General features: G+C 71.8%; 24 protein-coding genes. 13 read left to right on the forward strand and 11 right to left on the reverse strand.

Annotated elements, in window-relative coordinates:
• Positions 1-296: 296 nt before the first annotated feature.
• Genes ABLE88_RS23120 through ABLE88_RS23135 form a run of 4 tightly spaced genes read right to left on the reverse strand, consistent with a single transcriptional unit; the run spans position 297 to position 3,505 of the window.
• A complete protein-coding gene (locus tag ABLE88_RS23120; RefSeq protein WP_348834227.1) occupies positions 297-1,700 on the reverse strand; it encodes an NAD(P)(+) transhydrogenase (Re/Si-specific) subunit beta in 1,404 nt (467 codons plus the stop codon).
• A 10-nt stretch (positions 1,701-1,710) separates the two neighbouring features.
• Positions 1,711-2,163, reverse strand: a complete 453-nt coding sequence (locus tag ABLE88_RS23125; protein ID WP_348834229.1) for a proton-translocating transhydrogenase family protein — start codon at positions 2,161-2,163, stop codon at positions 1,711-1,713.
• Positions 2,163-3,320, reverse strand: a complete 1,158-nt coding sequence (locus tag ABLE88_RS23130; RefSeq protein WP_348834231.1) for a Re/Si-specific NAD(P)(+) transhydrogenase subunit alpha — start codon at positions 3,318-3,320, stop codon at positions 2,163-2,165. Before ABLE88_RS23130 ends, ABLE88_RS23125 begins: the two co-directional genes overlap by 1 nt.
• A 32-nt stretch (positions 3,321-3,352) precedes the next feature.
• Positions 3,353-3,505 (reverse strand): aa3-type cytochrome c oxidase subunit IV, encoded by a 153-nt coding sequence (locus ABLE88_RS23135; RefSeq protein WP_348834232.1) that lies wholly within the window; start codon positions 3,503-3,505, stop codon positions 3,353-3,355.
• A 241-nt stretch (positions 3,506-3,746) separates the two neighbouring features.
• Here ABLE88_RS23135 and ABLE88_RS23140 point away from each other — a divergent pair, with 241 nt between their 5' ends.
• Together ABLE88_RS23140 and ABLE88_RS23145 are read left to right on the forward strand one after the other, a co-directional pair.
• On the forward strand, positions 3,747-5,042 hold the full coding sequence (locus tag ABLE88_RS23140) for a PA0069 family radical SAM protein (protein ID WP_510182937.1): 1,296 nt from the start codon (positions 3,747-3,749) through the stop codon (positions 5,040-5,042).
• Between the two features lie 13 nt (positions 5,043-5,055).
• The gene (locus ABLE88_RS23145) at positions 5,056-5,544 is read left to right on the forward strand and encodes a VOC family protein (RefSeq protein WP_348834233.1); all 489 of its coding nucleotides are present in this window, start codon (positions 5,056-5,058) and stop codon (positions 5,542-5,544) included.
• 206 nt (positions 5,545-5,750) lie between these two features.
• On the opposite strand, the gene ABLE88_RS23150 is transcribed toward ABLE88_RS23145, so the two are convergent.
• On the reverse strand, positions 5,751-6,479 hold the full coding sequence (locus tag ABLE88_RS23150; RefSeq protein WP_348834235.1) for a TetR/AcrR family transcriptional regulator: 729 nt from the start codon (positions 6,477-6,479) through the stop codon (positions 5,751-5,753).
• Positions 6,480-7,493: 1,014 nt separating this feature from the next.
• Between ABLE88_RS23150 and ABLE88_RS23155 the strand changes: the two genes are divergently transcribed.
• From ABLE88_RS23155 to ABLE88_RS23165, 3 genes are all read left to right on the forward strand, one after another.
• Positions 7,494-8,468 carry a lipid kinase gene (locus tag ABLE88_RS23155; RefSeq protein ID WP_348834236.1) on the forward strand — a complete coding sequence of 325 codons (975 nt, stop codon included), beginning with the start codon at positions 7,494-7,496 and terminating at the stop codon, positions 8,466-8,468.
• 10 nt (positions 8,469-8,478) lie between these two features.
• The gene (locus ABLE88_RS23160; protein ID WP_348834238.1) at positions 8,479-9,219 is read left to right on the forward strand and encodes a TerC family protein; all 741 of its coding nucleotides are present in this window, start codon (positions 8,479-8,481) and stop codon (positions 9,217-9,219) included.
• 129 nt (positions 9,220-9,348) lie between these two features.
• Positions 9,349-9,723 carry a hypothetical protein gene (locus ABLE88_RS23165; RefSeq protein WP_348834240.1) on the forward strand — a complete coding sequence of 125 codons (375 nt, stop codon included), beginning with the start codon at positions 9,349-9,351 and terminating at the stop codon, positions 9,721-9,723.
• A gap of 54 nt (positions 9,724-9,777) precedes the next feature.
• Here ABLE88_RS23165 and ABLE88_RS23170 read toward each other — a convergent pair whose 3' ends face one another.
• The 3 genes from ABLE88_RS23170 to ABLE88_RS23180 all read right to left on the reverse strand — a co-directional run bounded on the left by ABLE88_RS23170 (position 9,778) and on the right by ABLE88_RS23180 (position 13,788).
• Entirely contained in the window at positions 9,778-11,079 is a 1,302-nt protein-coding gene (locus ABLE88_RS23170; RefSeq protein WP_348834242.1) for an NAD(P)/FAD-dependent oxidoreductase, read from the reverse strand.
• A 148-nt stretch (positions 11,080-11,227) separates the two neighbouring features.
• Entirely contained in the window at positions 11,228-12,631 is a 1,404-nt protein-coding gene (locus ABLE88_RS23175; protein ID WP_348834243.1) for a glutamine synthetase family protein, read from the reverse strand.
• A 293-nt stretch (positions 12,632-12,924) separates the two neighbouring features.
• On the reverse strand, positions 12,925-13,788 hold the full coding sequence (locus ABLE88_RS23180) for a DUF3108 domain-containing protein (protein WP_348834244.1): 864 nt from the start codon (positions 13,786-13,788) through the stop codon (positions 12,925-12,927).
• Positions 13,789-14,153: 365 nt separating this feature from the next.
• Here ABLE88_RS23180 and infC point away from each other — a divergent pair, with 365 nt between their 5' ends.
• The gene (gene infC, locus ABLE88_RS23185; RefSeq protein ID WP_348834246.1) at positions 14,154-14,678 is read left to right on the forward strand and encodes a translation initiation factor IF-3; all 525 of its coding nucleotides are present in this window, start codon (positions 14,154-14,156) and stop codon (positions 14,676-14,678) included.
• A gap of 318 nt (positions 14,679-14,996) precedes the next feature.
• Here the strand turns inward: infC and ABLE88_RS23190 are convergent, their stop codons facing one another.
• Positions 14,997-15,608, reverse strand: a complete 612-nt coding sequence (locus tag ABLE88_RS23190; RefSeq protein ID WP_348834247.1) for a BA14K family protein — start codon at positions 15,606-15,608, stop codon at positions 14,997-14,999.
• A 308-nt stretch (positions 15,609-15,916) separates the two neighbouring features.
• On the opposite strand from ABLE88_RS23190, the gene ABLE88_RS23195 reads away from it, so the two are divergent.
• A complete protein-coding gene (locus ABLE88_RS23195; protein ID WP_348834249.1) occupies positions 15,917-16,366 on the forward strand; it encodes a BA14K family protein in 450 nt (149 codons plus the stop codon).
• Positions 16,367-16,454: 88 nt separating this feature from the next.
• On the opposite strand, the gene aqpZ is transcribed toward ABLE88_RS23195, so the two are convergent.
• Positions 16,455-17,141 carry an aquaporin Z gene (gene aqpZ / locus ABLE88_RS23200; RefSeq protein ID WP_348834250.1) on the reverse strand — a complete coding sequence of 229 codons (687 nt, stop codon included), beginning with the start codon at positions 17,139-17,141 and terminating at the stop codon, positions 16,455-16,457.
• A gap of 297 nt (positions 17,142-17,438) precedes the next feature.
• On the opposite strand from aqpZ, the gene ABLE88_RS23205 reads away from it, so the two are divergent.
• Positions 17,439-17,741, forward strand: coding sequence for a hypothetical protein (locus ABLE88_RS23205; RefSeq protein WP_348834252.1), 303 nt, complete (start codon positions 17,439-17,441; stop codon positions 17,739-17,741).
• 232 nt (positions 17,742-17,973) lie between these two features.
• Entirely contained in the window at positions 17,974-20,493 is a 2,520-nt protein-coding gene (locus ABLE88_RS23210) for a carbohydrate-binding family V/XII (protein ID WP_348834254.1), read from the forward strand.
• Positions 20,494-20,668: 175 nt separating this feature from the next.
• On the opposite strand, the gene mdoH is transcribed toward ABLE88_RS23210, so the two are convergent.
• Complete coding sequence (mdoH, locus tag ABLE88_RS23215; protein WP_510182938.1) at positions 20,669-22,477, reverse strand: glucans biosynthesis glucosyltransferase MdoH; 1,809 nt, start codon at positions 22,475-22,477, stop codon at positions 20,669-20,671.
• A gap of 78 nt (positions 22,478-22,555) precedes the next feature.
• Here mdoH and ABLE88_RS23220 point away from each other — a divergent pair, with 78 nt between their 5' ends.
• Genes ABLE88_RS23220 through ABLE88_RS23235 form a run of 4 tightly spaced genes read left to right on the forward strand, consistent with a single transcriptional unit; the run spans position 22,556 to position 25,870 of the window.
• The gene (locus ABLE88_RS23220) at positions 22,556-23,557 is read left to right on the forward strand and encodes a zinc-dependent alcohol dehydrogenase (RefSeq protein ID WP_348834256.1); all 1,002 of its coding nucleotides are present in this window, start codon (positions 22,556-22,558) and stop codon (positions 23,555-23,557) included.
• A 20-nt stretch (positions 23,558-23,577) separates the two neighbouring features.
• Positions 23,578-23,979 (forward strand): 6-pyruvoyl trahydropterin synthase family protein, encoded by a 402-nt coding sequence (locus ABLE88_RS23225; RefSeq protein ID WP_348834258.1) that lies wholly within the window; start codon positions 23,578-23,580, stop codon positions 23,977-23,979.
• Positions 23,976-25,031, forward strand: coding sequence for a glycosyltransferase family 4 protein (locus ABLE88_RS23230; RefSeq protein ID WP_348834259.1), 1,056 nt, complete (start codon positions 23,976-23,978; stop codon positions 25,029-25,031). Before ABLE88_RS23225 ends, ABLE88_RS23230 begins: the two co-directional genes overlap by 4 nt.
• Positions 25,028-25,870 (forward strand): SAM-dependent methyltransferase, encoded by an 843-nt coding sequence (locus tag ABLE88_RS23235; protein ID WP_348834261.1) that lies wholly within the window; start codon positions 25,028-25,030, stop codon positions 25,868-25,870. The genes ABLE88_RS23230 and ABLE88_RS23235 overlap by 4 nt, the downstream gene beginning before the upstream one ends.
• Position 25,871: the final 1 nt, after the last annotated feature.

Consider the following 25,871-nt stretch of genomic DNA (forward strand, 5'->3'; position numbering starts at 1 on the left):
GCTTCGCCGCCACACCGGCGTCCCCCGGCGCGTCCGGGGGATCCACGCCTCGACCTGCCGTCGGCTCTGGTGCCGATGCGCCGGCAGGGCGGCCCGCGGTCATGCCCCGGACCAGCCGGGGCATGACCGCGGGAGGGGGCGCCAGATCGGCACGGCGGGCGCCGGCGGCCGGGCGGCAACCTCCCCCGCGCCCGCACGGGCCGAAATGAAAAAGGCCGCCACGCCTTCCGGCGCGGCGGCCTTTTCATTCGTTCCTTAAGCGGGGCGGCGGGGAGCCCGCCGGCCGGGCTCCGGCGTCAGTGGCCGAACGCCTTGACGATTTCCTCGGTCATCTTCTTGGCGTCGCCGAAGAGCATCATCGTATTGTCCTTGAAGAACAATTCGTTTTCCACGCCGGCATAGCCCGAGCCCATGCCGCGCTTGATGAACAGCACGGTCTTGGCCTTCTCCACGTCGAGGATCGGCATGCCGAAGATCGGCGACTGCGGATCGGTCTTCGCCGCCGGATTGGTGACGTCGTTGGCGCCGATGACGAACGCCACGTCCGCCTGGGCGAACTCGGAATTGATGTCCTCGAGCTCGAACACCTCGTCATAGGGCACCTGGGCCTCGGCGAGCAGCACGTTCATGTGGCCCGGCATGCGGCCCGCCACCGGGTGGATGGCGTACTTCACCTCGACGCCCTGCTCCTTCAGGAAGTCGGCCATCTCGCGCAGCGCGTGCTGCGCCTGGGCCACCGCCATGCCGTAGCCCGGCACGATGATCACCTTCTCGGCGTTCTTCATGATGTAGGCCGCGTCGTCCGCCGAGCCCTGCTTCACCGGGCGGGTCTCCACCGCGCCGGCCGGCCCGCCGGAGGTCTCGCCGCCGAAGCCGCCGAGGATCACCGAGATGAAGGAGCGGTTCATCCCCTTGCACATGATGTAGCTGAGGATCGCGCCGGACGAGCCCACCAGGGCGCCGGTGATGATCAGCGCCGTGTTGCCGAGGGTGAAGCCGATGCCGGCCGCCGCCCACCCCGAATAGGAGTTCAGCATCGACACCACCACCGGCATGTCGGCGCCGCCGATGGGGATGATCAGCAGCCCGCCGAGCACCAGCGCCAGCAGCGTGATGATCCAGAACAGCGCGATCGAGCCGGTGAGCACGAAGGCGACGACCAGGATCAGCAGCAGCAGCGCGAGGCCGGCATTGATGAGGTGGCGGCCCGGCAGCATGATCGGCTTGCCGCTCATGTTGCCGTTGAGCTTGGCGAAGGCGATGACCGAGCCGGTGAAGGTCACGGCGCCGATGGCGACGCCGAGCGACATCTCGATCAGGCTCGCCATGTGCAGGTGGCCGGGCGAGCCGATGCCGAACGCCTCCGGCGCGTAGAGCGCGGCGGCCGCCACCAGCACCGCGGCAAGGCCCACCAGCGAGTGGAAGGCGGCGACCAACTGCGGCATGGCGGTCATGGCGATGCGCTTGGCCACCACCGCGCCGATGGCGCCGCCGATGGCGATGCCGGCCACCACCAGCACCCAGCCGAACACGTCGGACGGCGGCTGGAGCGCGAGGGTGGTGAGCACGGCGATGCCCATGCCCACCATGCCGAACAGGTTGCCCTGCCGCGAGGTGGTGGGATGCGACAGGCCGCGCAGCGCCAGGATGAAGAGGATGCCCGCCACGAGGTAGAGGAGGGCGGCGATGTTCGCATTCATGGCGCCGGCCTCACTTCTTCTTCGAATACATGGCGAGCATCCGGCTGGTCACCATGAACCCGCCGAAGATGTTCACCGAGGCGAAAACGAGGGCGATGAAGCCGAAGATGCGCGCCCACCAGGCATGGCCCGGATCGCCCACCGTCGAGACCCCCACCGCCAGCAGCGCGCCCACCACGATCACCGAGGAGATGGCGTTGGTGACGCTCATGAGCGGGGTGTGGAGCGCCGGCGTCACCGACCACACCACGTAATAGCCCACGAACACCGCGAGCACGAAGATGGAGAGGCGGAACACGAACGGGTCGATGGCGCCGCCGGTGGCGGCATGGGCGAGCCCGCCGAGCGCGGCGGCGGCCTGGTCCGCATAGGCCTGGGCGGCGTCCGCCGCCTGGCGCGCCACCTCGGCGGCGATGCGCGCCTGTTCCGCGGCGTCCGCCGCGAGCTGTGGATTGGGGGTCATCAGGCCGCTCCCTCAGGGGCAGGATTTTTGGGGGCGAAATTGGGATGCACGACCGCGCCGTCGCGGGTGAGCAGCGTCGCCTTGACCAGCTCGTCGTCCCATTTGACGGCAAGGGCCTTGGCCTGCTTGTCGATCATGGTCTCGAGGAAGTTGAACAGGTTCTTGGCGTAGAGCGGCGAGGTGGAGGCCGCGGCGCGGCCCGGCACGTTGAGATGGCCGACGATCTTCACGCCGCCCACCACCGCGACCTCGCCGGGGATCGCCCCTTCCACGTTGCCGCCGCGCTCCACCGCGAGGTCGACGATCACCGAGCCCGGCTTCATGGAGGCGACCATGGCCGCGCTCACCAGCTTCGGCGCGGGCCGGCCGGGAATGAGCGCGGTGGTGATGACGATGTCCTGCTTCTTGATGTGCTCGGCGACGAGCGCGGCTTGCTTTGCCTGATACTCCGCCGACATGGGCTTGGCGTAGCCGGCGGCTGTCTCCGCCTGCTTGAACTCTTCGTCCTCCACGGCGACGAACTTGGCGCCGAGCGAGGCCACCTGCTCCTTCGCCGCGGGGCGCACGTCGGTGGCGGTGACGATGGCGCCGAGGCGGCGCGCGGTGGCGATGGCCTGGAGGCCGGCGACGCCGGCGCCCATGACGAAGGCGCGCGCCGCGGGCACGGTGCCGGCGGCGGTCATCATCTGCGGCAGCGCGCGGTTGAACTCGGCGGCCGCGTCGATCACCGCGCGGTAGCCGGCGATGTTGGCCTGGGACGACAAGACGTCCATCACCTGGGCGCGGGTGATGCGGGGCATCAGCTCCATGGCGAAGGCGGCCACCCCGGCGCGGGCCATGGCGGCGAGCGCGGCGTCGTTGCCGTAGGGGTCCATGATGGCGAGCACCAGGGCCCCGGGCTTGTACGACGAAAGCTCGGCTTCCGTGGGGCGCCGCACCTTCAGCACCACGTCGGCGCCGGACAGCGCATCGGCGGCATGGGGCGCGATGGTGGCGCCAGCGGCCTCATAATCGGCATCGAGGATGCCGGACGCGACGCCGGCGCCGGCCTCGACCGCCACCTGGGCGCCGAGCGCGACGAGGCGCTTGACCGTATCCGGGGTCGCAGCAACCCTCGGCTCGCCGGGATCGACCTCGGCGGGGACAGCGATTTTCATCGGAAAGTCTCCGGTGCTCCGGGCTCACAGGCTCAGAGGAGGAAAATCCACATCAGGACGAGAATGACGGCGATCGCGATGGAGGCCCATTTTGTCAGCGACGTGAACATCTCATAGGTGCGTTCGTGCTCGACATAGTCGTTGCCTTCCGCGTGCCCGTACTCGATCGTGCCGTGATCGGCCATCGGTTTCCCCCTAGCTTATCGCTCGCACTGGCGTTTAGCGGAGAAGCGGTTTTCTGGCAACTCTTCTCTGGTGTACAGTATACATAATGTGCACCGCAACAGAAGGATTCCGTCCCGTTTCGGGATCTATGTTCTTGCTTTGTTCCTATCTGCGGGCTATCTTTTATCCATGGATGCCCCGCTCGATTCCCCCATCGTCGATCCGCCGCCCCCGGTTTGCGGGGCCGCGCCCGAAGCCGGTGTGCCGACAGGTCGCAGGGTCAACCGGGCGGCCGCCCCGCGCCGGGCGCAGCCCGATTCGGTGAAGACCGGCGCCGCCAACGCTTCTGCCATCGTCCGCACGGGCCCCGCCCTTCCCCTTGCGCGGCCCAAGAAGAAGGGCGCGCGTCTGCTGGGCCGGCTCGCCGAGGAGCGCGCCGCGCCCGCGCCCGTGCTTCCGCCCGCGCTCGACGGCGAGGCGGGAACCGGGGTGGAGCCGGAGCGGCGCCGCGGGCGCGGCGCCACCTCCAACGCCGCCGGCCGCTTCGAGCCCGCCGCCCGCATCGCGTTCGACGACGGCTGGGAGAGCCTCGACGACCTGCCGCCCTTCCGCACCCAGGTGACCGAGGAGCGCGCGCGCACGGTCATCACCCGCAACCAGTCGCCCGACATCGCCTTCGACCGCTCCATCAACGCCTATCGCGGCTGCGAGCACGGCTGCATCTACTGCTTCGCGCGGCCCACCCATGCCTTCCACGGCCTTTCGGCCGGGATCGACTTCGAGACCCAGCTGTTCGTGAAGCCCGACGCGCCGGAGCTGCTGGCGCGCGAGCTGGCGCATCCCGCCTATCAGCCGCGCGTCATCGCCATGGGGACCAACACCGATCCCTACCAGCCGATCGAGAAACGCTACCAGGTGACCCGCCGCCTGCTGGAAGTCCTGGCCGAGTTCGGTCATCCGGTGGGCATCGTCACCAAGTCGGCGCTGGTGGCGCGCGACATCGACATTCTCGGCCCCATGGCCGCGCGCGGGCTGGCCAAGGTCGCCATCTCCATCACCACCCTCGATCCGCACCTCGCCCGCACCATGGAGCCCCGCGCCGCGAGCCCGCACGTGCGCCTCGCCACCATCCGCCGCCTCGCCGACGCGGGCATTCCCACCGCGGTGCTGACGGCGCCGGTCATCCCGGCGCTCAACGACATGGAGATCGAGCGCATCCTCGACGCCGCCAAGGCGGCGGGCGCGAGCGAGGCGGGCTACGTGACGCTGCGCCTGCCGCTGGAGATCGCCGATCTGTTCCGCGAATGGCTGGTGGCCAACTTCCCGGACAAAGCGCGCCACGTGCTGGCGCTGGTGCGCCAGATGAACGGCGGCAAGGATTACGATTCCACCTTCGGCAAGCGCCAGCGGGGAACCGGGCCCTATGCCTGGACCATCGGCCGCCGCTTCGAGATCGCCACCCGGCGGCTCGGCCTCGAGGGCCGCGGGCTGAAGCTCACCACCGCCCATTTCCGCCGCCCCGCCGCCAAGGGCGAGCAGCTCTCGCTGTTCAATTGAGAAGGCGTGCCTGATGCCCGATCCCCACACCGACGGCAGCGCGGCGCGCGCGGCGCCGGACCTGCGGCTCCATCTCGTCACCCTCGGCGTCGCCGACCTCGCGCGCGCGGCCGCCTTCTATGGCGCGCTCGGGCTCGAGCGGCGCTACCGGGGCGCCGGCGGCGTCGCCTTCCTCCTGGCGGGCCATGTGGTGCTGGGTCTCTATCCCACCGCCGCGCTCGCCGATGATGCCCGCCTCAGGCCGGAGGATGCCGGCGGCGGCTTCGGTGGTGTCACCCTCGCCTTCAACGTCGCACACGCGGACGCGCCCGCCCAGGTCATCGCCCGCGCGGTGGCCGCGGGCGGGCGCTGCCTGAAGCCGGCGCAGCCCGTGTTCTGGGGCGGGGTCAGCGGCTATTTCGCGGACCTCGACGGCCATGTGTGGGAGGTCGCCTTCAATCCCGGCTTTCCGTTCGACGCCGAGGGCCGGCTGGTGGTGCCGGAAGAGGCGCCCGCGCCGTGACGGCGCGCCAGCGGTGGGGAGGGGCCGGCATCGCCTCCGCCGGAAGGCCGTCGCCGCAGCGGCCGCCCCTCCCTTCCTTTGGCGCGAACCGGGGCCGGCAGGCGGAGGACCAAAGCGAGGAGCCGCCGACACCTATCGGGAAGACGCGTGGGCGCGGGGCGCAAACGTCGGACGCCGTGCGGCGCGGATGCTCCCGCGGCGCCCGTTCAGGCTTCCCGCGGTCCCGCCTGGCGCGCCGCGCCCTCCGCCGCAGGCCGGCAGCCGGCGGGCGCCTTGGCGCCATAGGCGGCCATGAACACGCGCACCGCCCCGTTCACCACCTTGGCGGCATGGGCGGGGTCGGGCGGCTCGTTGGAGCCGATGAGGATGGGTGCCGTCACGCCGTCCTTGCACAATCCGAGGAACTGGCTCGCCGCCTGCTCCACGTCCTCGATCTCGAGCGCCCCCTGCTCCACCTTCGCGGCCAGGAACTTGGACAGGCGCTGGATGCCCGCGCACGGTCCGGCCTCGAAGAAGCGCCGGCCGATCTCGGGGAATTTTCCGGCGATGGCGATCACGGTGCGCAGCGTGGCGATATGCCCGGGCCGCACCATGGCGGCGATGAAGGAATGCCCGAGCTCGGTCAGCGCGGTCTGGACATCCGCTGCCTCGGCATCCAGCACGAACAGGCGCTCGGCGGTCTCGCTGCACTCGCTGCTGACCAAGGCGGCGAACAGGTCCTCCTTGTTCTGGAAATAGACGTAGAGCGTGCCCTTGGAGACCCCCGCGGCGCGGGCGATGTCGCCCATGCTGGCGGCGTCGAAGCCGTGCTCGAGGAACACCTGGCGTGCTCCGGCAATGATCTGGTTGCGCTTTTCCGGGTCCTGCCCGGCGCCGTGGGCGCCATCGCGCGCCTCCAGATGCCGCTCCGCTGCTACGTCGCTCGCGATCCTCATCGCCGTCCCATGTCCTCGCCCGTGTCCTTGCCCATGCGCCCGTCCTCGCTTTCGCCCCCGCCGCGCCCCCGGATCCGCCGCATTTCTGCGGGTATCGCAGGCTCCGGCGCAAGCGCCGCGCACCGCCATCCCCCTGCCGGAGCGCCAAGACCGTAGCGGGGTGGCGCCCGGGCCACAGGCGCGAAAGAGGCATCGAACCGAACCGTACGGTTCCCTCTTGATATGGCAGGAGCAATGCGCTAGATCAATCCCACCGACCGAACCGTTCGGTCAACGAGCGGAACCGCAACCCGCTCGCTGGTCGGGCCCGAGGGAGGAGAGCACCGCCCCCGCTCTCCTCCCTCTCTTCTTTCCCCCTTGTCCGCTGCCCGTCAGCCTTGCGACCCGCCGCGCCGGGCGCGGGCTGACATGGGCCTGCGCCGGCCTTCCGGCGCAGCGGACGAGGGCCCTGCCCCAAGGGCATGCAAACGCCGCAGTCCGGACCGCGCGCCGCTCCAGGATCGCGCCTCTGCCGACCCCGGCGCCGATCCCTCCGCCCCGGAACATCTCCAACACGCTGACCGACAATGGGATTCCACGGCCGCGCCGCGGCATGCGAATGCCGTCGCCGAGCCCGCGCCCCATGGCGGGGACGCCGCCATTGCCGCGGTTTCGCCGAAACGCGGGCCGCCATCGGGGCCGCGAGAACCGGTCCGCTGCGGCGTCCGCGGGAGCCCCAAGCCAGCCCCCCACCCCCGCCCGCCGCGCGCTCCGGCGCGGCGGCGGTCGCCGCCGCGCGGCCCCGCCACCCGCACGCGATGGCCGGCTCCGGCAGCACCTGCGGCATTCCGCCACAGTCCAGTCGCGCTTGTCCCCCCTGCGGGCGTTCCTAACTGAACGGCAGGAGATCCGGGCCCCTCTGGCGCCGGCCGATTGGCCGGGCGATGTCGGATCACGTCGTGTTTTCGATCGACAGCGAGGCCCTTTGATCCCGTCCTCCAGCCATTCCGCGGCGACCGTGGTGCGTCGGCGCCCATGAGCCCGTCCGCGCCGCCATCCGCCGCTTTGCGCCCGCTTGCTGCCGGTGCGCCCCGGCGCGCCCTCTTCCTGGTCAATCCCGGCGCCCGCCTGGGAACGTCGCCGCTGGCGCGCGAGCGCGCGGCGCTGGAGGCCGGCGGCATCGCCCTGGCCGCCCTGCCCTGGCCGCAGGGCGCCGCGCTGTCCGATCTGATCCGCCGCGAGGCCGCGGGCCACGACCTCGTGGTCATCGGCGGCGGCGACGGCACGCTCAACGCCGCCGCCGCGGGCCTCGCCGCGCTCGGCCTGCCGCTCGGCGTGCTGCCGCTCGGCACCGCCAACGATTTCGCCCGTACCCTCGGCATTCCCCTCGACACCCTCGCCGCCGCGCACCTCATCGCCACCGGCACGCCCCGGCGCGTGGACCTCGGCGACGTCAACGGCCATCCGTTCCTGAACGTGGCCAGCATCGGCTTCAGCGCCGATCTGGCGCGCGCCCTCACCCAGGAGGCGAAGCGGCGCTTCGGCGTGTTCGGCTACGCGGTGGTCGCGGCCCGGCTCGTCGCCCAGTCGCGGCTGTTCACCGCCCGCGTCATCCATGACGGCACCAGCGAAAAGGTGCGCACGCTGCAGATCGCGGTGGGCAACGGCCGCTACTATGGCGGCGGCATGGCGGTGGCGTCCGATGCCACGGCCGAGGACGGCCGGCTCGATTTCTACAGCCTGGAGGTGGACCATTGGTGGCGCCTGCTGGGCCTGCTGCCGGCGCTGCGCCGCGGCACCCAGGGCCAGTGGCGCGACGTGCGCGCCTTCCGCACCACCTCCGTCACCGTCGAGACGCGCCGGCCGCGGCCGGTGAACACCGACGGCGAGCTGGTGACGCGGACACCCGCGCGCTTCTCGATCCGCCCCGGCGCGCTCCGCGTCTATGCCCCCGAGCGGCCGGCGGCGTGCGCCGCTCCACGCCTCGAAGCCCTCTCCTCCAGCTCCTGAAGGACCTGCCATGGACTACCTGCTCGCACTTGCCCAGGACCCGGCCGCGTGGGTGGCGCTCGTCACCCTCGTCGCCATGGAGGTGATCCTCGGCATCGACAACCTGATCTTCATCTCCATCCTCACCAACAAGCTGCCGGCCGAGCATCGCACCATGGCGCGCCGCATCGGCATCGGCCTGGCGCTGATCATGCGCCTCGCGCTGCTCGGCACCATCGCCATCATCGTGCGGCTCACCGCGCCGGTCTTCACCGTGTTCGACCACCCCTTCTCCTGGCGCGACATGATCCTCATCGCCGGCGGCCTGTTCCTGGTGTGGAAGGCGACCAAGGAAATCCACCACAGCGTCGACCCGAACCCCGGCGACGACCTGTTCGAGACCCGCGCCACCATCGGCTTCACCGCCGCCATCGTGCAGATCCTGCTGCTGGACCTGGTGTTCTCCATCGACAGCATCATCACCGCCGTGGGCATGACCGAGCACATCCCGATCATGATCATTGCCGTGATCGCCGCGGTCACGGCGATGCTGCTCGCCGCCGATCCGCTGGCGCATTTCATCGAGCAGAACCCGACCGTGGTGATGCTGGCGCTGGGCTTCCTCATCATGATCGGCATGACGCTGATCGCCGAGGGTTTCGGCGCCCACGTGCCCAAGGGCTACGTCTACGCCGCCATGGCCTTCTCCGCCTTCGTGGAGGGCCTCAACATGATGGCGCGCCGGCGCGGCCGGCGCGCCCCCCACGGCTGAGCCTGGCGCCGGCGGGCGCGGCACCGGGCCGGGCCCGCCTCCCCCCTTGCGCACGGGCGGGGTGGCGCGATTTATAGGCGTGACCGCTCCGCCCCGGACAGGCGGGCGCCTTGCCCACCAGGAGGGATCATGCCCCGTTTCTCCGCCCTTTGCGCCGTCCGGCCCGGCCCCGGCGCAGCTCTGGCCGTGGCCCTCGGCGCGCTCGCCGGGCTCGGGCCGGCGGCGCCCGCCGCGGCGAGCTGCCTTGAGCAGATCGTCGTCGTGCAGCAGCAGCTCAAAGCCAAGGAGCCGCGCCCCAAGGCGCCGCCCAGCCAGGGCCAGTCGGTCGACGCCCAGCTCGACCGCCAGCCGACGCCCGGTTCGCTGGCCCAGGCGGGCGTGTCGCAGCCCGATTCGGGCGCGCTCGGCGCGCTCAATGCGGCCATGAACCTGCAGGCGGCGGGGGACGAGGCGGGCTGCCTCAAGGCGCTGGCCGAAGCGCGCAAGCTCGGCGGGCTCGACTGAGCCGGCGGCCGCCGGCCTCGCCGGCGGAGCGGACGGGACGCGCCGGGCGCGCGCTCAGAGCCGGTCGCGCAGCGCGAAATAGGTGAGGCCGGCCACCAGCAGCGGATAGCGCAGCATCACCCCGCCCGGGAAGGGCGGCACCGGCAGGCGCGAGAGCACGTCGAGCCGCTCCGCCTGCCCGCGCACGGCCTCGGCCAGGATCTTGCCGAACAGCGGCGCCAGCATCACCCCCTGGCCGCTATAGCCCGAGGCTACCAGCACCTTGTCCGAGAGGCGCCGCACGAACGGCAGGCGCGTCATGGTGATGCCCAGCACCCCGCCCCAGCCATAGTCGATGCCGACCTGCGCCAGCTGGGGGAACACCTTGAGCATGTAGGGCCGCACGAAGGCGGCGATGTCGGTCCGCAGGGAACGCCGGTAGCTCTCGCCGCCGCCGAACAGCAGCCGCCCGTCGCGGCTCAGGCGGAAATAGTTGACCACGAACCGGCTGTCGGCCACCGCCGCGTCGTTGGCGATCAGCTCGCGGCCCATCTCGTCGAGCGGTTCGGTGGCGACGATGTAGTTGCAGATCGGCATGACGTGCCCGTCCACCCGCCGGTCGAGCCCGTCCTGCAGGCCGTCGCCGCATTCCAGCAGAAAGTCCGCCTCCACCACCCCGCTTTGGTCGGTCGTCACCTTCACCCGCGGCCCGTCCTCGAAGCCGGTGACCCGGGTGCATTCGTGGATGCGGGCGCCGGCCGCGGCCGCCGCATGGGCAAGGCCCAGGGCGAAGTTCAGCGGGTGCAGGTGGCCGCCTTTCTTGTCCAGGATGCCGCCGTGATAGAGCGGCGAGCGCACCAGATAGTTCATCTCGTCGCGGTCGAGCTCGCGCACCGCGTCGTAGCCGTAGGCGTCCCTGAGGTGGCGCGCATAAGCGTGGCTCTGCGCCACGTAGTGAGGCTTGTGGTCGGCGAGGATGAGGCCGTCCTTGAGGTCGCAATTGATGGCGTGGCGCGCGACCAGCACCTTGAGCAGGCTTTTCGCCTCCTCGGCGAGGTCCCAGAGCTTTCGGGCGTCGGCCTGGCCCATCTGCGCCTCGAGGAACAGCTGGTCGCGCCGCTGGCCGGAATGGAGCTGGCCGCCATTGCGCCCCGAGGCGCCGGAGCCGACCCGCGCCGCCTCCAGCAGCACCACGTCGAAGCCCGCCTCCGCCAGATGCAGCGCCGCCGACAGTCCGGTATAGCCGCCGCCGACCACGCACACGTCGGCGCGCGCCGCGCCCTTCAGCGGCGGATGGGCGGGATGGGGAATCGCGGTCGCGGCATACCAGGACTTGGCATGGCCCGACGGGCTCAGGGGGGCGGCGGTGCGGTGCATGGCGCTCCTGTTTTGTGGTGCGGCCGGCGGCCCGTGGCCGGGCGGAGCCTTCAGCCGGCGCGCGCGCCGGCCGCCGGGCCCCGCTCGGCCCCTGCATTGGCTCTTCGGGAGCCTGCCTTGGGGCCTGCGCCCGCCGACGGCACGCTATTCACACGTTAAGCAACAGATACTCGCGCTCCCACGGCGAGATCACCCGCATGAAGGTCTCGAACTCGGCCTGCTTGACCGCGGCATAGGCGGTGACGAATCGGCGGCCGAGCACGTCGGCCATCTCCTCGCACTCCTGGAACGCCGCCACCGCCTCCAGGAGGCCGCGCGGCAGCTCGAAATCGAGGTCCTTGGCGTCGCGCTCCAGCGGATCGGTGGCGCGCAGGCCCTCCACCATGCCGAGATAGCCGCAGGCGAGCGAGGCGGCGATCACCAGATAGGGGTTGGCGTCCGAGGACGGCACGCGGTTCTCGACCCGCCGCGCCTCGGGCTCGGCGGGCGGCACGCGCAGGCCCGCGGTGCGGTTGTCATAGCCCCACTGCACGTTGATGGGGGCCATGGAATCGCGGGTCAGGCGCCGGTAGGAATTCACGTAAGGCGCGAGGATGCACATTACCGACGGCAGGTATTTCTGGTGGCCGGCGATGAAGGAGAAGAATTCCGGCGTCGGGTCGCCGTCCTTGTCGGAGAAGATGTTCTCGCCCGTCGCCATCGACACCACGGACTGGTGGATGTGCATGGCGCTGCCCGGCTCGTTGGCGATCGGCTTGGCCATGAAGGTGGCGTAGATCTTGTGCAGCAGCGCCGCCTCGCGGATCGTGCGCTTGAACAGGAACACCTGGTCGGCGAGCGCGAGCGGCTCGCCGTGGCGCAGGTTGATCTCCATCTGCGCCGCGCCGTCCTCGTGGATCAGCGTGTCGATCTCGAGCCCCTGGGTCTCCGAATAGGCGTAGATGTCCTCGAACAGGGCGTCGAACTCGTTCACCGCCTGGATGGAATAGGACTGGCGGCCGATCTCCGGCCGGCCCGAGCGCCCGACCGGCGGCTTCAGCGGATAATCGGGGTCGGTGTTGGGCTCCACCAGATAGAACTCGATCTCGGGGGCCACCACCGGCTTCCAGCCGCGGTTGGCATAGAGCGAGAGCACGTGCTTGAGCACCTGGCGGGGCGCAACCTCCACCGGCCGTCCGTCGCGGTGGAAGGCGTCGTGGATCACCTGGGCGGTGGGATCCTGCGCCCACGGCACAGCCGAGAGGGTGCCGAAGTCCGGCTCCAGCACCAGGTCGCTGTCGGCGACCACCGAATCGACGAGGCCCTCATAGTCGGGATATTCGCCGGAGATGGTCTGGAAGAACACCGACAGCGGCAAGTTCATCACCGGCGAGGAGAGGAACTTGGAGGCCGGCATGATCTTGCCGCGGGCGACGCCCGCAAGGTCCGGTACCTGGCACTCGATCTCGGTGATCCCCCGCGCGGCCATCCAGGCCTTGGCCTCGCTCAGCGACTTGACGCCCCGGTGCGACGCGACCGCGTCCTTCTCCGCAACCTTGGTCCTTTTGGCCATGATGTCCTCTGGCGTGAACCCTCACGCGAGCTTCAGGGAACACCTCGGCCCCCACGGGTGTCAACGCAGGGCCTCAGATTCGCGCGGGGCGGACTTCGGGGTGGCGGCGGCAGGCGCCGTCCCGCCGGGGGACGCCGGCCCCGCGCCAGGCGAACAGGCCCGGAACGAACCGGGGGCGAATCGCACGCGGCGAATGTTCCGCCTTCACCCCCTACTACAGCTTGTAGGCGAACTGCTCGCGAGCCACAGGCGCGCCCGGAAGCGCGCCCCGTCTCCCCGGCGGGGGGCGTCGCTCAGGGTTTGGGCGCGCTCACGGACAAGGTGCCGTCCGCCGGCAGCATCTCCATGGCCTCGGCCTCCAGCACCGCGGTGCCGATCATGGTGGCCACCGAGACGCGGAACGGCGCCATCAGGCGGGTGCCCGCGATCGGCACCAGCCAGGCAAAGACGTCCTTGTTGTCCACCATGTATTTGACGGTGTAGCGCGTGGGCCGGTGCCCGGCCACGGGACGGTAGCGCGCGGCGCACACCACGGCGGGCCCGTCATAGCCCTCCGCCTTCACCTGCTCGACGCGCTGGAAGCTGAGCGCGATGTCGTAGCGCTGGCGGCCGTCGAACACGGGGATGACCCGCTGGCACGCCGCGGCCGAGAGCATGTCGCCGGTTCCGGGCATGTAGACGAAGGCGCCGCTCACGGGATCGAGCACGCTTTTCAGCACCGCATCGGTGACCGGGACGCGGTCGGGCAGGAATTTCAGCTCCGGCTCGACGTCCATCTCCTTCACCGCGCCGGCGAGCATGACGATGCGCGCGCTCTCCGCCTTGCCGTCGGCGTCCGCGTCCATGGCATAGACCCGTGGCAGCATGCGTCCGTTCTGCAGCGTGCCGCGCGCGGCTGCCCGGCCCTTGCCGTTGGCGACCGCCCGCATCAGGCCGGTGATGCGCGCGGTGCCGGAAATCTCGTAGGCCGAATCGCTCGCCTGCACCACGAAGGTGCCGCGGCCGAACTCCACCCCGGCGACGCTGAGCGAATATTTGGCCACCATGCGCCCGTCCGCCCGCGCGGCGTCGATCCCGCAGGCGAGCGCGAGCGGCGCCAGCGCGAGGGCCGTGGCCAGAAGGCGCGCATGACTGAGAACCGAGGCTGCGTCGATCATTGGCGTTCCCGTGGACCCTGGCGCGCGGGCCGCCCGCACCCGTCGCGCCACGTTCGCTCCGCGCGTCCCGAATTGCGCGGCGAAGGCGGCTGAACTGTGGCTTGCACGACTATGCCGCGCGCGCGGGGGAAGCGTCCAGGGGCGCGGCGGGCGGCTTCCCCAGCCGCGCACGCCGGGCGGCTGGGGAAGCCGCCCGCGATCTGCGCGCGATCCTTGGGGGTCATTGACTTTGGCGCGGTTTGTCCCGATCTTGGGAGCCTGCCCAAAGCTCGGGTCCAAGACCCCACGGCCTTCGCCGTGCATCCTGGCCCAGTGCTCGGGGCGGAGTTCAATTGCTCGAGGAGACACAAGCCATTCGCCGCCCCATGAGACCCGTCGCGCCGGAGAAGGATGGACCGCGCGTCAACGAAGAAATCCGCATCCGCGAAGTCCAGCTGATCGACCAGGACGGGCAGAACCGCGGTGTGTTGGCCATTCGCGATGCTCTCACGCTCGCGCAGGAGGCCGGTCTCGACCTCGTGGAGATCTCGCCCAATTCCACCCCGCCGGTTTGCAAGATCCTCGATTTCGGCCGCTTCAAATACCAGAACCAGAAGAAGGCCAGCGAGGCGCGCAAGAAGCAGAAGGTGGTCGAGGTCAAGGAGATCAAGCTGAGGCCGGGCATCGACACCCATGATTACGAGGTGAAGATGCGCTCCATGCAGCGGTTCTTCGAGGAGGGCGACAAGGTCAAGGTGACCCTGCGCTTCCGCGGCCGCGAGATGGCGCACCAGGACATCGGCTTCAAGCTGCTCCAGAAGCTGAAGGAAGACGTGGCCACCATCGCCAAGGTGGAAGCCGAGCCCATGCTCGAAGGCCGCCAGATGATCATGATCCTGGCGCCGCGCTGAGCGGCCCGATCGCCCCCCGCGAACCGGCTGGCGCAGATGCGCCGGACTGGACCCGTCGGCCGCCCCCCGCGGGCCAGGACCCGGCTGCGCCCCTTTTGGGACGCGGCCTAGCGTCCCGCCCTGCGGTGCCGGCCCGCCGCTTCTTTCCGCGCTGCTTCTTGCCCCGCGGCTCGCCCGCACGGCGATTGCCCGGCTGACCGGGCAAAGAGAAACGCCCCGCCCCGCGGATGCAGGACGGGGCGCTTCAGATCACGCCGCCAGCGGCGCATGCGCGGGACGGGCCTCGTGCGAGGATGCCCCGGCCCGCGGCATCAGCCGTCACGGGCAGGGATGCTGCAGCCCGTCATAGCCGGTATAGGTGCCGGTGTTCGGGTTGTAGGAGCGGAACCGCTGCATGCAATAGGCCACCGCATCGTCGGTGACGGTGCTGTTGGCGGCCGCTGCAGCGGCGCCGATGGCGACGGCGCTGGCGACGCCCAGCGCCACCCAGGCGCCCGTATTGTTGTAATAGCCCCAGCCCCAGCCCGGACGATACCAGCCCCAGCCGGGACGCCACGGCCCCGGACCCCAGGCGCCCGGAGGCGGACGCCAGCCGGGCCGACCCCAGCCCACCGGGACGCCGGGACGGAAGCCCGGACGGTAGCCCGGACGGTAGCCCGGACGATAGCCGGGGCGGAAGCCGGCGGCCCGATAGGCGCCGCCGCGATAGCCCGGGCGCACGCCCACGGCCCGCATGCCGCCCACGCGGGCGCCCCGGAAACCGCCAGCGCGCACGCCGCCACGATAGGCCACCTCAGCCATCGGAGCGGCATGCGCCGTTCCGAGTTCTCCGACGCCGGCGCGAAGCGCCTGCGCGCCGGCGGGGACCGGACCCAATCCGCCGATGGCGATGCTCACCGCCACGGCGACGACTTTTGCTCTGCGAAACATCTAGGCGTCTCCTGACCTTGAAGACCAAGTCTGACAGGGGTTTGTGTCAAATTCCCCGCAGCCTTGTCGCCGATCCATGTCAAAGGCGCGGCAACTTCTCTGCATTTCCAGTCCGATACTTGCGCGTCCCCGCAACGCAGCATCGAGATCTGACCGCACGCTTTAAACATGGCGCTGCGCCTGCCCCGTGCAAAGGGGTAGGCCGGCAGCGTTCACGGTGACGTGAGGTCAACGCAACCGATCGCGCCGGCGGTAGTTACCACAGGAGACGGTTGCACGGGGATGCCGCCGGAACAGGAGAAAACAAAATGATCAGAAACAAAACGCTGGCGATCGCCTTGAGTGCCGCGATGGCGGCCACGTTCGCCGCGCCCGTTGCTGCCCAGCCCTTGCGCGCCGCCCCGGGCGCGCTGGCCGCGGCCGCGGTTGCCCCCGACGCCGTGCAGTATCACCCGCGGCCGGGCGTGCGCCCGGGGGTGCGGCCGGGGCCGCGACCCGGCATGCGTCCGGGCCGCCCCGGCTATCACGCCCGCTGGGGCCGTCCCTATTGGCGCAACAACGGCTGGTACTACCGCAACAATAACGGGGCGTGGGTGGCGGCCGGCGTCGCCGGCCTCGCCATCGGCGCCGCCGCGGCGGCGGCGGCCAACAATGCGGGCAATGACGCCGTCGCCTACTGCTCGCAGCGCTTCCGGTCCTATAATCCGCGGACCGGCACCTATACCGGCTATGACGGGCTGCAGCACCCCTGCCCGTGAGGCCGGCGCCGCCGCCGCGCCACCCGGCCGGCGGAGGCGATCAAGGAGGCGGGAGCCGCGCGGCTCCCGCCTTTTTCTTGGTTCCGGCTCAGTCGGGGAAGTGGTGCCGATACAGCAGGCCGGCGAGGAACGCGCCGACCAGCGGCACGACGATGAACAGCCACAGCTGCGCCAGCGCCTGGCCGCCCACGAACAGCGCCGGGCCGATGGAGCGCGCCGGGTTCACCGACACGCCGGTCACCGGGATGAAGACGATGTGGATCATCACCAGCGACAGGCCGATGGCGAGGCCCGCCGCCTGGGTGATGCCCGCCTTCGAGGTCGAGCCAAGGATCACCACCAGGAACACGAAGGTGCCGACCAGCTCGGCGACGATCGCCGCGGTGAGCCCGTAGCCGCCGAGATAGTTCGGGCCCCAGCCGTTCTGACCGAGGCCGGCGGTGGCGACGTCGAAGCCGGCGAGCTTGCCGGAGGCGATCACGTAGAGGATCCCGGCGCCGGCGATGCCGCCGAGCACCTGGGCGATCCAGTAGAGCGGCACTTCCGCGGTCGGCAGGCGGCCCGCCGCCCACACGCCGAGGGTGACCGCCGGGTTGATGTGACAGCCGGACACATGGCCGATGCCGTAGGCCATGGAGGTGACGGCGAGACCGAAGGCGAAGGCGATGGCGAGCATGCCGATGGGCGCGCTGCCATAGCCGGTGAGCACGGCCGAACCGCATCCGAACAGGACGAGGACGGCGGTTCCGATGAACTCAGCGACGTACTTCTTCATGGTGACGTCCCCCTTGCTACCCACCGCCGCGCTTAAACTTGGTCCGGGCCAAGATCAAGCGGGAACAGGAGCGGCCGCACAACTTCGGTCGCGCAGGCATGGCAAATCCGCCCGCAACGCGCCAGCGCCCGGCCAGAAGGAAGGGGTACGGATGAACCGCCGATGAACGCGGCCCCTCAGCGGCGTTCATGAAGGTGAAGGGCAGCTAAAGGCTCGGTTCAGGTTGGGTTCCGCAACCTTCCTCTAGAACGCGCTCATCCCGGCCGCTTTGATCGGCCGCAAACCGCCAGGTGTTGCATGTCGAAATCGCTCGTCATCGGTCTGTCCACCGTCGTGGTGCTCGCGGCGGCCCTGGGCGGCGGCGGCGACGACGCCCGCGCCCTGCAGTTCGGCGCCGCGCCCGCAAGCCAGCGCCAGATCATTCCGGCCGAGAGCCCTGCGGCGCCTGGCAGCCCCGGCACGGGGGCCGCGGTGGAGAAGGTCGGCGCCGCCGGCCCTGAGGCCGAGCGCGACCTGCCGGCCTGCGGCCTGCGCAAGATATGGGTCGCGACGGATTTCGGCCCGCGCCTGAAATGGCGCCGCCCCTGCGAGGCCGACTGATCCCTTTCCAATGGCGCCAGACGCAGCGGGTGCATTTCCCCCCGCAACTTGCTCTCCTGCGTCCAGCACCATGGCCCGGCCCCGCAAGGGGCCGGGCTTTTCTTTGGCATCGCCGCCGGCCGAAGCCCGCCGGTCCCGGGCGCCTGGTGGCGGACGGTCGCGCCCTGCTGACGCTCAAGGTCGAACATGGTAGGTCTCCGCCGCTCCGCCCGGTGCGGATTCGGAGGACACCATGGTTCGGCTCACGGCTTTGAGCTCGGCAGCGGTGGTCGCCCTGGCGATGGCGCTCACGGCGCCCGCGGCGATGGCCCAGCAGACGCAGGCACAAACGCAGGCCCAAGCGGGCCAGACCGACATCTTCGCGGGTCCGCCGACCTGGCCGCGCGCGTTCGATCTTTCCGGCGACACCGTGCTGCAGCTCTACCAGCCGCAGGTGGACGACTGGCAGGGCGACGTGATGAGCGGCCGCGCCGCCGTCGCCATCGGTCCGAAGAACGGCGCCCCGACCTACGGCATGGCGCGCTTCACCAGCCGCGTGGCGGTGGACAAGCCGGCCGGCGTGGTGCACGTGGCCTCGTTCACCATCACCGGCGTCGAGGTGCCCACCGCGCCCGACAAGGCGGCGACGATCCGCGCCGCGCTCCAGTCGCACCTGCCGGAGAACGGCATCGCCGTTCCGCTCGACCAGCTCCAGGCCAGCTACGCGGTCAACAAGGAGCTGGCGGCGATGAAGAGCCAGCCAGTGGACAACACGCCGCCGAAGATCGTCTTCGCCACCAGCCCCACCGTGCTGGTGCCGGTGGCCGGCGATCCGGCGCTGAAGCCGATCCAAGGGGTGGTGGGCTTCCAGCGGGTGGTGAACACCCGTCCGCTCGTGCTGCTCGACGAGGCCGGCACCTACCACCTCCAGGCCGCCGGCACCTGGTACGAGGCGACCAGCCTCACCGGGTCCTGGATCGTCACGGCGAAGGTCACCGACGCGCTGACCGCCGCCGGCGCGCTCGCCAACAAGCAGCTCGCGGCCGACCCGCTGCTCTCGCAGGAGGGCAAGCCGATCACGCCGCCGCCGGCGGTGATGGTCGCCACCGTCCCCACCGAGCTGATCCAGTCGGACGGCCCGCAGCAGATGCTGCCGGTGACCGGCACGCCGAACCTGCTCGCCATGAACAATGCCGACCATGCGGTGTTCATGGAGATCAGCACCAACACCTATTACGTCCTCATCTCCGGGCGCTGGTTCAAGGCGGTGAGCCTCAACGGTCCGTGGGCCTACGTCGCCGCCAACGCGCTGCCGGCGGACTTCGCCAAGATCAATCCCAACGATCCCAAGGCGAACGTGCTGGTCTCGGTGGCCGGCACCCCGCAGGCCAAGGAGGCGGTGATCGCCGCCGCCATCCCGCAGACCGCGACGGTGAAGCGCAACGTCACCATCACCGTGAGCTATGACGGCGGCCCGCCGGTGTTCGAGGCGATCCCCGGCACCGCGCTGAGCTATGCCAAGAACTCGCCCACCCCGGTGATCCAGCTGGACGCGCAGCGCTTCTACGCGGTGCACGACGGCACCTGGTTCGTCTCCGCCTCGGCCATCGGCCCCTGGGCGGTCGCGACCGTGGTGCCGGACGTGATCTACACCATCCCGGTCGCCTCGCCGGTGCATTACGTGACCTATGTGCGGGTGTACGCGGTCACGCCGGACGCCGTGGTGGTGGGCTACACCCCCGGCTACATGGGCGTGGTGATCGCCCCCGGCGGCACGGTGGTCTACGGCACCGGCTACAATTGCACCGGCTATGTGGGCACCTATTGGATCGCCTGCCCGGTCACCTACGGCCTCGGCGCCGGCTTCGCCCTCGGCGCGGCGGACGGCTTCGCCTTCGGCTTCGCCGCCGCCTGGACCTGGGGCGCGGCGGTCGGCCCCTATTGGGGCCCCTACTGGCATTACGGCCCCTATGGACCCTATGGACCCTACGGCCCGTGGGGCGGCCACTGGGGCTACATGAACGTCAACCAGGCCAATCTCTACGGCCGCTGGGGCGGCGCCGCCACGGTGAACCACGCCTGGGGCACCACCTGGAACGGCACCGAATGGTCGGGCCGCGACTGGGCCGGCCACAGCGCCAACGGCACCGCCTTTACCGGCCGCTCGGCCGCGGCGTTCAACCCCTATTCGGGCAATTGGGCGGCCAACCGCGAGAACCAGCGCTACAACGCCGCCACCGGCGCGCGCGGCGCCTCGGCGGCGGCGGCCGACGGCAACGTCTATCGCGGCACCGCGGCGGCGGGGCGCGAATCGGCCGGCGCCAACCCCACCAGCGGCACGTTCCACGCCTCGCAGACCGGCGTCACCGACAATCGCGGCAACGTCAACGTCGACAGCCGCGGCGTCGCCGGCAACGCGAAGACCGGCAACGCGGTCGCCTGGGACAACGGCAAGGTGGTCGCCGACCACGACGGCAACGTCTACCAGCACAATGGCAGCGGCTGGAGCAAGGCCACCTCCTCCGGCTGGCAGAGCATGGGCCGCGACTTCGACAGCTCGGGCCTCGACAACGAGGCGCGCGCCCAATCCTGGGGCCAGCAGCGCACCGACAGCTATGGCGGCGACCATTGGGGCGGCGACGCCGGCTGGGGCGGCGGCGACCGCTACGGCTCCGGCGGCTTCGACCGCGGCTATGGCGGCTGGGGCGGTGGCGGCGGCTGGGGCGGCCGCGGCGGTTTCGGCGGCGGCTTCGGCGGCGGCGGCCGGCGCTGAGCCCGGCCCGAACGACCAGGGGGGCACGCCGCACGTCCGGCGTGCCCCTTTTTCTTGGCCGATCTCAGGGCCGATGCGCGTCCGCGCGTCGCGCCGGCAGGTTCCGTCATGCCAATGGCAGCGCGGCGGCGCCGCCGCCGGGCCTCCTAGCGTTCCAGCGCGCGGCCCGCGCGCGTCAGGCCGCCGCTTCGAGGGCGCAGGGCATCTCGCCGCGCAGCCGGCGCAGCACCGGCGGCGGGTCGAACTCCTCGGGCGTTGCCGCAAGGCCGCGCGCCGCGAGCCAGGCGCCGAAGCGCGGGTCCGCCGTCGCCACCGCGAAGGGGATGGCGAGCACGTAGCCGGCCAGCAGCGGCACCAGCCAGACCAGCAGCCCCGGCGCCAACGCCCAGGCCGCCCCGGCCACCAGCAACCCGAACAGCGTCGGCATCCAGAAGCGGCGCACGGCGAGAGCGAGCGGCACGGCGTGGCCGTCGCGCGCCTGGGCGCTCCAGCGCGCCGCCACGCGACCGAACGCAAGCCGCGCCAGCAGTCCCGTCACCGCGAACGCGGTGAGCGCGACCAGCATGAAGGAGAACACCAGCTCCAGGACCGCGGAGGCAGCGAAGCGCCCCGCCCCGCCATAGCGGGCGGCGCCGCCCGGGGTGAGCGCCACGTCGATCCAGCCGGCGAGCTTGGGGGCGATCGACATCAGGAGCAGCGCGCCATAGATCGCGGCGGCGATTCCGGCCGGGAAGTCCTCCCCCGCGCGCGCCTCGGCCGCCGCGAACGGCGCCAGCACCAGCGCCAAAGGCAGCGCCGGCACGGTGGCGAACATCAAGATCGCCCACAGGAGCTGGAACCGGCTCATGGGCGCGAGGCCGGGCAGCGCCAGGAGCTTCACATATTGGAGGTTGCCGAGGCACCAGCGCAGGTCGCGGGTGATGAAGTCGGTCGCCGCCGGCGGGTTTTCCTCGAAGCTCTCGCACTCCACCGGCAGCACCCGCACCTCGAAGCCGGCGCGCCGCATGAGCACCGCCTCCACCTGGTCGTGCGACAGGATCGGCCCGCCGAAGGGCGGCGCGCCGGGCAGGTCCGGCAGGTGGCAGAAGGCGCGGAACGGGGCGACGCGGATCAGCGCGTTGTGCCCCCAATAGGGCCCGCAATCGCCCGCCCACCAGGTGGCGCCCAGCGTGTAGCAGCGCATGCCGGCGCGCATGCCGAACTGGAACAGGCGGGCGAAGCCGCTCTGCGCCGGCAGGCCCACCGCCAGGCTCTGCAGGATGCCCATGCGCGGGTGCGCCTGCATGATGCCGACCATGGCGAGGATGGTGCCAGCGCCCATCAGGCTGTCGGCGTCGAGCGGCAGCATGAAGTCGTAGCGGGCGCCGTCGGCGTCGAGAAAGTCGCGGATGTTGCCGGCCTTGAAGCCGACATTCTCCGCCCGGCGCCGGTAGAACACCCGGGCGCCGCCCGCCTGCGCGCGCCAGGCGGCGACCAGCGCCTCCTCCGCCGCCGCCACCTCGGGCCGCGACGTGTCGCTGAGGAGGTGGTAGTCGAAGATCGCGGCGAGCGGGCCGGCGTCGAGCTCCGCCTTCACCGCGGCGAGCCGGGCCACGGCGCGGGCCGGGTCCTCGTTGCGCAGGGTCATGAGGATGGCGACGCGGGAGCCGGCATGGGCCGGCGCCGGCGCGGCCAGGAAGGGCGCCGCCGCAAGGGTCCCGTCGCCCCCGCCGTGCCGGAGCGCGAGGCCCACAGCGGAATTCCAGAACCCCAGCGCATGCCAGGGCGTTATGGCGAGGGCGCACAAGAGGACGAGGGCGTCGATGACAGTGAAGCCGTCCTGCGCCAGCACGAAGAAGGTCGCCGCCACCACCACGGCCAGCGTTGCGCCGTTGGCGGCGAGCATGAAGCGGCGGCGCCAGGAGAGGTCCGCCGCGCCGGCCGACGGCGCGGGCGGCGCCTGGGGAAACGAGGTGGGCGATTGCAGATCCGGACGAAACGACATGGGGTACTCCCGTGCGCCCGGGATCCGAACCGCCCGTGGCAACGTTGCAGCGCACACCAGCAGTACGGGGACGGCGGCATGACGGCGAGGGATGCGGCAGAATGCCGCAGCAAGGATCAGGCCCGCGCCTTGTGGTACGTGGCGCCGGGCCTGGCCGAGATCCGCGCCGCCCCGCTGCCCGCGCGCGGGCCGGACGACCTCCTGGTGGCGACGTGCTGGAGCGCGCTCAGCCGCGGCACCGAGCGCCTGGTGTTCGCCGGTCTGAACGATCCGGAGCACCGCGCCACCATGCGCGCGCCGCTCCAGGAGGGCGATTTCCCGTTTCCGGTGAAATACGGCTATTGCGCCGTCGGCCAGGTGGAGGACGGGCCCGCCGACCTCCTCGGCCGCCACGTGTTCGTGCTCCATCCGCACCAGGACCGCTTCCTCGTGCCGGCGGCGCAGGCGAGCCTGGTGCCGGACGGCGTACCGGCGCGCCGCGCCACCCTCGCCGCCAACATGGAGACCGCGCTCAACGGGCTCTGGGACAGCGGCGCCGGCGCCGGCGACCGCATCGTGGTCGTCGGCGCGGGCCTGGTGGGGCTGCTGGTGGCCGCCCTCGCCGCGCGCCTGCCGGGGGCGCAGGTGACCGCGATCGACCCCGACCCCTCCCGCGCCGCGATCCTCGCCGCGCTCGGCGCGCGCTGGGCTTCGGACGGCGCGGGGATCGCCGACGCAGACGTGGTGTTCCACGCCAGCGCCAGCGGCGCCGGGCTGCGCGCCGCGCTCGCCTGCTGCGGGCCGGAGGCACGGCTCGTCGAGATGAGCTGGTACGGCGACCGGCCGGTGACGCTGGGGCTGGGCGGCGCCTTCCATTCCCGGCGCATCGCGCTGGTCTCCTCCCAGGTGGGATCGCTGCCGCCGGCGCGCCGCCCGCGCTGGGATTTCGCCCGCCGCCGCGCCACCGCGCTGGCCTTGCTGGCCGACGATCGGCTCGACGCGCTCGTCACCGAGGAGCTGGCATTCGATGATCTTCCCGCCGCGCTCGGGCGTATCCTCGCAGAGGGCGCGCCGGGCATCGCCACCGTGATCCGCTACTGATCCAGACGAGAGGAGCGCTTATGTATTCGGTCGAGGTGCGGGACCACATCATGATCGCCCACAGCTTCAAGGGCGACCTGTTCGGCCCCGCCCAGGCGCTGCACGGGGCGACCTTCGTGGTGGACGTCGCCTTCTTCCGCCCCGACCTAACCCCGGAGGGCGTGGTGGTGGACATCGGCCGCGCCCACGATGCGCTCAAGGCGATCCTCGGCCCGCTCAATTACCGCAACCTCGACGACGTGCCCGACTTCGCCGGCCGCAACACCACCACCGAGGTGCTCTGCCGCCACGTCTTCGACCGCATGGCGCAGGCGGCGCGCGCGGGCGCGCTCGGCGCCGGCGGCGAGGGCATCGCCCGCCTCAGGGTGACGCTGCACGAATCCCACGTGGCGCGCGCCGCCTTCGAGGCCGACCTGTCGTGACGCTGCGCGCCGTGCTCGCCTTTCCCGGCGATCTCGACACCCCCACCGGCGGCTATGCCTACGACCGGCGCATGCTGGCGGAGCTGAAGGCGCTCGGCCTCGACATCGCGCCGCTGCCGCTGGGCGCGGGCTTCCCGCTCACCTCCCCCGAGGCGGTGGGCCGCGCGCTCGACCGCCTCGCCGCGACCGCGGCGGGCACCGTGCTGCTGGTGGACGGCCTCGCGCTCGGCGCGCTGCCGGCGCACCGGCTCGCGGCGCTCGGGCGCCCCCTCGTCGGCCTGGTGCACCACCCGCTGGCGCTGGAGACCGGGCTCGACCTTGAGACCCGCGCCCTTCTTGAGGCGAGCGAGCGGGCCGCGCTCGCCTGCTGCCAAGCGGTGGTGGTCACCGCGCCGTCGACCGCGCGGCTGCTCGCGGCGGACTATGGCGTCGCGCCGGCTGCCGTCACCCTCGCTCTGCCGGGCACCGCCGCGGCGCCGCGCGCACCGGGCGATGGCGATCCGGTGCGCCTGCTCGCCATCGGCTCGGTGATCCCGCGCAAAGGCTACGACGTGCTTCTGGACGCGCTGGCGCGGCTCGGCGATCTCCCCTTCTCGCTCACCGTCGTCGGCGCGCTCGACCTCGACCCCGCCACCGCCGCCGCCGTCGGCGCGCAGGCGGCGCGCCTGCCCGAAGGCCGCGTGCGGTTCGTCGGCGCGCTGGCGCCCGCCCAGGTGGAGGCGGCCTACCAGGCGGCGGACGTGTTCGTGCACCCCTCCTTCTACGAGGGCTACGGCATGGTGCTGGCCGAGGCGCTCAAGCGCGGCCTGCCGGTGATCTGCACCACCGGCGGCGCGGCGGGCGAGACGGTGCCGGACGGCGCCGGCCTCAAGGTGCCGCCGGGCGAGGCGCCCGCGCTCGCCGCGGCGCTGCGGCAGGTGATCGCGGACCGGGCCTTGCGGCGGCGCCTTTCGGATGTCGCCTTCGCCGCCGGGGCGGCTCTGCCCGGCTGGGCGGACGGCGCCCGCGCCATCGCCGCGACGCTCGCGCGGGTCGGCGGACGCGCATCGTGAGCGGCTTCTCGCCCGATTGGCTCGCGCTGCGGGAGGACGCCGACCGGCGCGCCCGCAGCGCCGCCATCGACGCCGCCGTGGCGGCGGCCCTGGCGGCCTTTCCCGAGCCGCGCATCTGCGACCTCGGCGCCGGCACCGGGGCGAGCCTGCGCGCGCTCGCGCCGCTCTTGGGGCCGCGCCAGCACTGGGTGCTGGTCGACCACGACCCGGCGCTCGCCGCCGCCGCCCGCCGGGTCCTGGCGGCGCAGGCGGACGCGGCGCGGCCGGACGGGGCGGACCTCGTGCTCGACTGGGGCGGGCGGGAATTGCGGGTCTCGTTCGCCGCCGCCGACCTCGCGGCGGACCCGGCGGCGCCGCTCGCCTTTGCGCCGCATCTCGTCACCGCCTCGGCGTTCTTCGACCTCGCCTCGGCGCGATGGTGCCGCGCCTTCGCCGGCGCCATGGCGGGCGCAAGCGTGATGGTGCATGCCGCGCTGACCTGCGACGGCTGCGACGCGTGGTCGCCGCCCCATCCCGCCGACGCAGCCGTGCATGGCGCCTTCCGGGCCCATCAGGCGCGCGACAAGGGCTTCGGTCCCGCCGCCGGGCCGGCGGCGGCCACGATCCTGGCCGAGGCGCTGACCGCGGCCGGCCATGCGGTGATGATCGACGAGAGCCCCTGGCGCCTCGACGCCGGCGACCGCGCGCTCATCGCGGCGCTCGCCGAAGGCACGGCGAACGCGGCGCGCGAGCATGGCGGCGTGCCGCCGGATGACCTTGCTTCGTGGGAAGCGGCGCGCCGGCAGGCCGCCTCGTGCCGCATCGGCCACGTGGACCTGTTCGCCCGGCCGGGGCGCTGAC

The sequence above is a fragment of the Xanthobacter luteus genome (assembly GCF_040049235.1).
Lineage (GTDB): Bacteria > Pseudomonadota > Alphaproteobacteria > Rhizobiales > Xanthobacteraceae > Xanthobacter.

Coding starts and splice junctions, on each gene's coding strand:
- ABLE88_RS23195 (WP_348834249.1), top strand. CDS start 15,917: ATGATCAGAAACAAAACGCTGGCGATCGCCTTGAGTGCCGCGATGGCG.
- ABLE88_RS23175 (WP_348834243.1), bottom strand. CDS start 12,631: ATGGCCAAAAGGACCAAGGTTGCGGAGAAGGACGCGGTCGCGTCGCAC.
- ABLE88_RS23170 (WP_348834242.1), bottom strand. CDS start 11,079: ATGCACCGCACCGCCGCCCCCCTGAGCCCGTCGGGCCATGCCAAGTCC.
- infC (WP_348834246.1), top strand. CDS start 14,154: ATGAGACCCGTCGCGCCGGAGAAGGATGGACCGCGCGTCAACGAAGAA.
- ABLE88_RS23225 (WP_348834258.1), top strand. CDS start 23,578: ATGTATTCGGTCGAGGTGCGGGACCACATCATGATCGCCCACAGCTTC.
- ABLE88_RS23150 (WP_348834235.1), bottom strand. CDS start 6,479: ATGAGGATCGCGAGCGACGTAGCAGCGGAGCGGCATCTGGAGGCGCGC.
- ABLE88_RS23145 (WP_348834233.1), top strand. CDS start 5,056: ATGCCCGATCCCCACACCGACGGCAGCGCGGCGCGCGCGGCGCCGGAC.
- ABLE88_RS23120 (WP_348834227.1), bottom strand. CDS start 1,700: ATGAATGCGAACATCGCCGCCCTCCTCTACCTCGTGGCGGGCATCCTC.
- ABLE88_RS23210 (WP_348834254.1), top strand. CDS start 17,974: ATGGTTCGGCTCACGGCTTTGAGCTCGGCAGCGGTGGTCGCCCTGGCG.
- ABLE88_RS23155 (WP_348834236.1), top strand. CDS start 7,494: ATGAGCCCGTCCGCGCCGCCATCCGCCGCTTTGCGCCCGCTTGCTGCC.
- aqpZ (WP_348834250.1), bottom strand. CDS start 17,141: ATGAAGAAGTACGTCGCTGAGTTCATCGGAACCGCCGTCCTCGTCCTG.
- ABLE88_RS23220 (WP_348834256.1), top strand. CDS start 22,556: ATGACGGCGAGGGATGCGGCAGAATGCCGCAGCAAGGATCAGGCCCGC.
- ABLE88_RS23125 (WP_348834229.1), bottom strand. CDS start 2,163: ATGACCCCCAATCCACAGCTCGCGGCGGACGCCGCGGAACAGGCGCGC.
- ABLE88_RS23165 (WP_348834240.1), top strand. CDS start 9,349: ATGCCCCGTTTCTCCGCCCTTTGCGCCGTCCGGCCCGGCCCCGGCGCA.
- ABLE88_RS23190 (WP_348834247.1), bottom strand. CDS start 15,608: ATGTTTCGCAGAGCAAAAGTCGTCGCCGTGGCGGTGAGCATCGCCATC.
- ABLE88_RS23130 (WP_348834231.1), bottom strand. CDS start 3,320: ATGAAAATCGCTGTCCCCGCCGAGGTCGATCCCGGCGAGCCGAGGGTT.
- ABLE88_RS23180 (WP_348834244.1), bottom strand. CDS start 13,788: ATGATCGACGCAGCCTCGGTTCTCAGTCATGCGCGCCTTCTGGCCACG.
- ABLE88_RS23160 (WP_348834238.1), top strand. CDS start 8,479: ATGGACTACCTGCTCGCACTTGCCCAGGACCCGGCCGCGTGGGTGGCG.
- ABLE88_RS23205 (WP_348834252.1), top strand. CDS start 17,439: ATGTCGAAATCGCTCGTCATCGGTCTGTCCACCGTCGTGGTGCTCGCG.
- mdoH (WP_510182938.1), bottom strand. CDS start 22,477: ATGTCGTTTCGTCCGGATCTGCAATCGCCCACCTCGTTTCCCCAGGCG.
- ABLE88_RS23135 (WP_348834232.1), bottom strand. CDS start 3,505: ATGGCCGATCACGGCACGATCGAGTACGGGCACGCGGAAGGCAACGAC.